The sequence below is a fragment of the Micrococcus sp. Mcc89 genome (assembly GCF_024519795.1).
Lineage (GTDB): Bacteria > Actinomycetota > Actinomycetes > Actinomycetales > Micrococcaceae > Micrococcus > Micrococcus luteus.
The window spans coordinates 1-6,757 of record NZ_JALJRI010000006.1 but is presented as its reverse complement, the minus strand read 5'-3'; the positions used below and the strand labels follow the sequence as shown (position 1 = coordinate 6,757).

The 6,757-nt window shown below is 64.1% G+C and carries 3 protein-coding genes, 1 pseudogene and 1 other annotated feature; of the genes and pseudogenes, 1 reads left to right on the top strand and 3 read right to left on the bottom strand.

The features are described from left to right. From NR072_RS00275 to NR072_RS00265, 3 genes and pseudogenes are all read right to left on the bottom strand, one after another. A partial coding sequence (locus NR072_RS00275) for an IS110 family transposase (RefSeq protein WP_256835746.1) occupies positions 1 to 1,065 on the bottom strand: 1,065 nt, incomplete at its 3' end. Positions 1,066 to 1,327: 262 nt separating this feature from the next. Next, positions 1,328 to 2,357: pseudogene (locus NR072_RS00270) on the bottom strand (IS3 family transposase); the annotation flags it as partial. Next, positions 1,924 to 2,058, bottom strand: a sequence feature (AL1L pseudoknot). (Overlaps the previous pseudogene by 135 nt.) 214 nt (positions 2,358 to 2,571) lie before the next feature. Then, positions 2,572 to 3,096: a phosphoribosylamine--glycine ligase gene (locus tag NR072_RS00265; RefSeq protein WP_087625420.1), complete on the bottom strand. Its 525-nt coding sequence runs from the start codon at positions 3,094 to 3,096 to the stop codon at positions 2,572 to 2,574. A gap of 161 nt (positions 3,097 to 3,257) precedes the next feature. Between NR072_RS00265 and NR072_RS00260 the strand changes: the two genes are divergently transcribed. Beyond that, complete coding sequence (locus tag NR072_RS00260) at positions 3,258 to 6,392, top strand: hypothetical protein (protein ID WP_256835745.1); 3,135 nt, start codon at positions 3,258 to 3,260, stop codon at positions 6,390 to 6,392. The last annotated feature ends 365 nt before the right edge of the window (positions 6,393 to 6,757 follow it).

Below are 6,757 nucleotides of genomic sequence, written 5' to 3'. Positions count from 1 at the left end.
CGCGATCTGACCGGTGCGAGGGTTGGTCTTCACGAGGTGGTATACCTCGCGGATCACGTACCTCTTGAGGCAGCGAATGATGTCTCGCTTGGACTTGCCCTCCGCGGTGCGTCGTGCCACGTAGGCGATCGTGGGCTCATGGAAGCGCATCCGCACGATGACTGTCCTGTAGATGGCTGCGTTCAGCTGACGGTGACCGCCATGATTGATCCGATGTTTTCCGCTGCTCATCCCTGAGCCTGTAGGCACGGGGCTGATGCCGGCGAGCTTGGCGAATGCTGCCTCGCTCTTGATCCGTTCGGGATTGTCCCCGGCCACGATGAGGATCTCCGCTGCCGTGTCCACGCCGATCCCGAACTGGTCGAGCAGGTGCGGCGCACGCGCGATCACGAGCCCCTTGATCATGGCCTCGAGCTCGAGGATCTCCTCGTTTAACGACAGCCACCGCCTGGCCAGCGACCGGAGCACATGACGATTGGCCTCCTCCGGCGTGCTCAGCGCGCGGGGGCGCAGGGAAGCGCAGCGGCGGGCGATCATCTTCTGCGTCTTCCCCTGCAGTACCTTGCGTAGATTTTCTTCGGCGTGCACGAGCATCGCCTTCAACGTGATCATCGCTGCAGAGCGGTCTTTGACCGCAGTGTCGTGAGCGACTTTGAGCTGACGGATCATTTCCACGCTCCCGTCGGCGCTCTTGGGCGTGGCGGTAGCGAAACCCGCGAGGACTGCGCGGGCCGCGTTCTCAGCGTCCAAGGTGTCGGACTTCCCGTTCAACCGACGCAGGCGTCGGTCTGGGCGCGAGACTTCCACGACCTTGTGCCCCTGGCGACGGATGTACGAGGCCAGACCAGCCCCGTAGGAGCCTGTGCCCTCGATGCCGAACGCGATGATGGTGCCGTAGTCCGCGGCCCATTCCAGTAGCTGCTGGTAACCGGCACGGTCGGTGGCGATCGTGCCGGTCGCGAGAATCCCACCGATCGAGTCCATGACGGCGGCCACGTGGATGTGCTTGTGGGTGTCCACGCCGATCACGACGTGACCGGAACGGGTGGGGGCGATCTGGCTCATGTACGAGGCTGTCCTCCGGCTACGGGTGCGGGGGCGGCACCGACGCCGGTGGGCGGACAGGACTGTCACGGGGACACGGTCACGAAAATGCTCCAGGCTCCTATCAGGTCACGCCCGGACCGGCGGCAGTGGTCGTACGTGCCCGGCCGCGGGCCCGACAGATCAACGCCAAGACACCATGTGGGTCAATCGTAGAGATGGGTCAGAGCACCACGGCCAGGACTTCCTCATCCTCGCGGAATCCGGCCCTCAGAGACTGACAGTCGTAGCTATCCCCGACGGTTCCAATCGACGGCGTTGCGCCGATCTCCGGAGGCGTTCGCCGTAGCGAATGGAGGTGAATTGAGACCCCGCATCGCTGTGACAGCGCAGATCCTCGTGCCGGGCGCCGCGTGACCAGCGGGCCATCTTGATCGCGTCGAGGACCATCTCGGTGCGCATGTGCGACGCGACCCGCCACCCGACGATCATCCTGCTGAACGCGTCGATGATGAAGCACACGTAGGCGACGCCGGCCCAGGTCGGCACGAACGTCAGGTCGGTGACCCAGAGCCGGTTCGGCGCGGTCGCGGTGAACTCCCGCTTGACGAGGTCAGGGTGACGCGCCGAAACCGGATCCGGCCTGGTGGTCTTGACCCGTTTCGAACGCCTCGCGCCCTCGACGCCTGCGGCGCGCATCAGCCTGGCGGTCTGGTCCCGGCCGATCATGATCCCCGCGCGGCGGGCAGCCTTCCAGAGCTTGCGGACCCCGTAGACCCGGTAGTTGGTCTCCCAGAGCTCGACCAGCTGAGGGATCAGCTCCTCGTCTCGCGCCGCGCGGGCGGACGGGGCACGGGTCTTTGCAGCGTAGTAGCTGCTCGGAGCCACCTGCAGCAGTCTGCAGATGAGCTCGACTCCGAGCCGGCGACCGTCAACGAGGTCGTCCTTGTTCGCGTCGATGAACGCGACTACTTCCGGTGATGGCGGTCGAGCTCCGCCCCGAAGAAAGACGCCGCCCGCTTGAGCACCTCGTTAGCCCGGCGCAACTCCCGGACTTCCTGCTCCAGCTCACGCACCCGCTGCGCCTCGGCCGAGCTCACGCCCGGCGCGAGGCCGTCATCGACGTCGGCCTGCTTGACCTACATGCGCACGGACTCGACCCCGTATCCGAGTTGCGTCGCGACGCGCTGCACGGTCCCTTGCGTGACGCCCAGCTCGGCGCGCAGCGCCCTCACCATCCGTACCGCGGCGGCCTTCTCCTCGACCGAGTAGCGACGAGTCGTCGGCTTCCCATCCGCCAGTTCCTTCGGCATAACTCCATCCTCGTTTCCAAGGTCAGGAGCCTCCAACAAACTCAGGGCGCTTCATGCAGCAGTCAGGGCCTTGTCTGGCGTTGGCTCGGCATCGATTTCCCGATCGATGGTTCGCATGACGCCGCGAGAACCCTCTATCGGGCGTTTCTCGCCACCGCCGACGACTACCTGGCTGAACGATCACAGATCGTTGAGTAGCGGATTCTGGCGCCGTCTATAGGCGTAGCGTATGCGGTGTCTTGACGGTCTTGCCGGTGCCCAACTGAGCGGTCATGTACACACCGATGACCGGTTCGCCCAAGGCCTCGCGAGAACTGTGCGCAAGACGGGCGGCGTTGTCCTCGGTCACGTACCAGCTTGCGTTTGTACCAGGTTCGAGACGGTACGGCAATTCGGGACCGAGCACGTCACCGATCGGGACGAACTGCATGACTCCGCCCCGCGTGCACAGCGACACCCGCTCCACTGACAGCGGCGCCCGTCCATGATTGACGACCTGGATACCGACCACCGGTGGCCCATCGATGCCTTGCCGTCGAAGCTTGTCCAAGTCGAATGGACTCCCGCCCTTGCCGACGGGCCCGACGTAGGCACCTGTGCCCTGCATCAGTCCATGCATCAGGGCCGCCTTGGCTCGGCCGGCTGACAGCAGCCACTGAGCGATCTGCCAGCCAAGCGATAGGCCCGCCAACAGCAGCGACACCGCAGAGATTAGTAGCGCTGTGGTAGTTGCATCCATGAGCCATGACGCTATCCGCAGCCACGGACATCGCCGGCGCACCAGCAGCCGGTGTGGCACCGCGCTCCGCACGGTGAGGAGCCGACCGACATCGACGAGCCTCGGGGAGGTGACAGCTGCGCACTCGTTGCACGTCGGAACCGTAAGAGGAGAATAGAGCTGTGACTGAGCACATACCTGAGACGGAGGCGTACATCCGGTTCCGCCTGGACGAGCTCTCGTCGCGGAACGAGCATCATCGGTTCGAGGAGATCGCTACGCGGGTTGCTCAGAAGCGGATCAGCTCGAACATCTTGATCGCGACCGGGCCTGTCAGTTCGGGCGGCGATCAGCAGCGAGACGCGGAGACGTTCACAACCCGCCTCCCGAGCGAGCTGCCGCACTCGGCAGGCTTCGCGGCTGCGGCCTCTACGTCGCCGGTGGTGGTGGCCTGCACCGTCCAAAGCGGAAGTCTGAAGCAGAAGGTTCTCAGTGACCTCGCCGGCATCTGCGCCGACGATGCGGCTGACGTTGACCACGTCGCATTCTTCAGCGTGCACCCCATCTCCGAGGGCGTGACCCACGACCTCCAGCGGACCGCCCGCGAGTCCTACGGAGTGACCTTGGACATCTTCTGCGGCGGTGATATTGCGACGTTCCTCGCCGAGGCAGACTTGGTGTGGGTCGCGCGGCACTACCTCGAACTGCCTTCGCATCTGGTCCCCACGCCGGAGGACGAGCCGGCACCGCAGTGGTACGCGGATCTGATCGATGGGTTGCGTCGCAACCGTGGGCCAGTAGCCCTGACGCCGGCGGTACAGGGCGAGATCACTCACGGACTTCGACACGCGACCTGGGATGAGCACGCGAATGCCGACTTGCCGGAGTGGTTGGACTTCATGGGGGCGTTCCTGGCTGACTCCGCAGATGGCTTGGACACCGAGTTGGTGTTCCGAGCGTGCTACGAGATGGCTATCGCGCGGTTCCGGGGCATGGGCGTCGCGGCCGGAATCGAGGACTTGGTTCGTCGCGCCGTTGACTACGCGTGTACGAGCACCCGGCCGAACATCGTTGACGATGCTGTGACGCTCTGCTCGTATTGGGGGACGATGTGGATGACCGGGGTCGCGAAGGCCGAGGCATCCGAGATCAGTGCTGCGATGCTGCGGCTACGGTCGCACCTCGTCAACCTGCTCGACGCCACCGATTCGGTGACGCATCCGGTGCGGTCGGCGACCTTGACGGGAACACTTGCGTTCGCCCACCTGGTACCGGACTGGGAGGGCATCGAGACGACTGACGGCAAGCCCCCACCTGCCGCGGTTGCCTCCAACGTCGGAGTGAGGCTCGACGAGTCCGCCATCGATACCTCGGCATTGCCGGTGTCGCACCTGTTCGACTTCGACGCGGCGATGTCCTACCTGACGCAGCTGGTCGACCTACTGCCGCGGGCTCGCGCCTACTCGTCCAGCGAACTCGCGCGTCTGTTCACGATGTACGCGCCAGCAGTCTCCGGGCACACCAACTACGAAAAGGTCCGTGACGGCTTCGACATCGTACTGGCCCAAGTACAGGGCGACGCCGCCACCGCCGAGCGATGCCGCGATCGCGGGATGGCCTTCGTGAGGGCTGGTCAGCCCCTGAAGGCTCTGGCCGAGCTGCACAACGCGAAAGCAAAGTGGTTCAACGGGGACACCATCTACGGTTCCATCCTCACGATGCGCTACCTGGGCTCGCTATACGCCAGCCTCGGGTTGATGTACGCGGCCAAGATGTACGCGTGCACCGCCGCTGCCCTGGCGATGATGAGCGACGACATCGACGTGCAGGTGCACGTGCCCAAGGCCCTGCTGGAGACAGCCAAGTACGCCCAGCAGGCCGGCACCTGGGTCGACGCTGCCCGACTCACCGAGGTCGCACTCCTGGCGCGCGCCCAGATGCTGACCGATCCATTCGACTACGACAAACACCCCGACCTCGCAGCACACGACACCAACGCCACCTTGGAGCTAGCCGGCATCCGCACATTCTGGCCCGATCTTGAACCACTTATCGAAGCAGCCCACAAGACGACTAACTGGTACGAACAGTTGGTCGAAGTCATCGAGCACGACGACTCGCGGTTCGACATGACCGAGCACGAGTTCCAAGCTCGCGCCGCCGAGCAGCTTGCTGGCCCACTCCTCGGCGATGTCGGCCACAGACGACTCATCGACTTCCAAGCCCTCGGCGTCCGCTGGACCTTCCAGTTCGACAACAACCGAGAGACGGTGCTGACCGCCGAGGGCTTCGTCGCCGCGCTCCAGGTCCTCTTGGCTGACATCGCACCGATGAACCCGGTCCTGATCAAGAGCACAATTCGGGTCACGGTGGACGTGAGACCCGGCGCCAGCCGAGAAGACGACTCGATCGACATCGACGACTCAGCGCCCGAGGTCCTGGCTAACGTTGCCCTATCGAACTCGCTGACGGACCCCGAAGCGCACAACAGGGCGATCCTCGCGATGTGCTACCAACTGCTCCACGCCGTCCATGTCCGCCCACCAGACGAACTCCAGGACCTCCTAGAACCCTTGTTCAGAGGCGGCCTCATTCACAAGGTGTCTATCGGTCGCCCCTACGAGGAGACTGCCGCCCTACTGGACGACGATCACTACGCCCGATGCGCTGACGCAAGCAGGCCGTCGTCCTCCGACGCCTTTCAACCCACCGAGTGTGAGCACTTGCCGGCCTCAACCGTTACAGGTCCGGGCTATGACCGCGATGAGTCGCTTCAGGCCATCCGCGAACGGTATGAAGTGGCCAATGAGACCCTGCGGTTCACGCTCCCACGACTGTTGTCTGATCAAGCCGGGCGAGCGACCATCGTGAGACTACGCAATGATGGTTGGCTCGACTGGCAAATTCTCGTCGCTCTAGTCAACACCTCCATGAACTGGCGGATGAAGCGAGCGGGACTACGACCCGGTGTAGGCGACCCCCGGCGAGCGCTTGACCTTGCCCGCGAGCCGGAGACATCAGCTTCCCCGACAATGCCTTTATCATTGTTCACCGACGACGTCGTCGACATGCACATCTTCACTCAGACGGTGTCAGTCGCCCGCCGGTGGAACCTCCGCGGACGGCCCGAAGCTCCCGGCGAGAACGCGATGCGTGACCTCCTGACCCGCCGGTACAGATACGCCATCGATGACATCCCACACCGTGACCTACTCGACTGCATCGACAAGGACGGAAACCTGCTCACACTGCTCGACATCCCCACCGACCACGGCAACAAGGACCACCGAGCCCGCGATGCGAGCGAGTCCGCCTAGATTCTGTCGGCGATCGCAGGACCTGGGGGACGCCCATGAAGAAGCCGCGACTGACAGTGCAGTTATGACTAGCCCAGGGGGGAGAACATGTCCGTGGATGTGAGTTCGAGCATGTGCTCCGTTGTGATCTGAGGGTCCCGTGCTTCACGTCTACCTCGATCAGTTCGCATGGATCGGTCTCGCCAGAGCAGCGCATGGCCGGACCGGCAGCGAGCGCTACCGCGATGCACTCGAGATGTGCCGGGCAGCAAGGGCGCACGAAGTGGCATCGTTCCCCCTCGATCTGTATCGGTACTGGGAGACAGCCAAGAGGGCGTGTCAGATGGTCTGTGTAAGCCGTACCGAGAGGAACGGTAAGAATCATG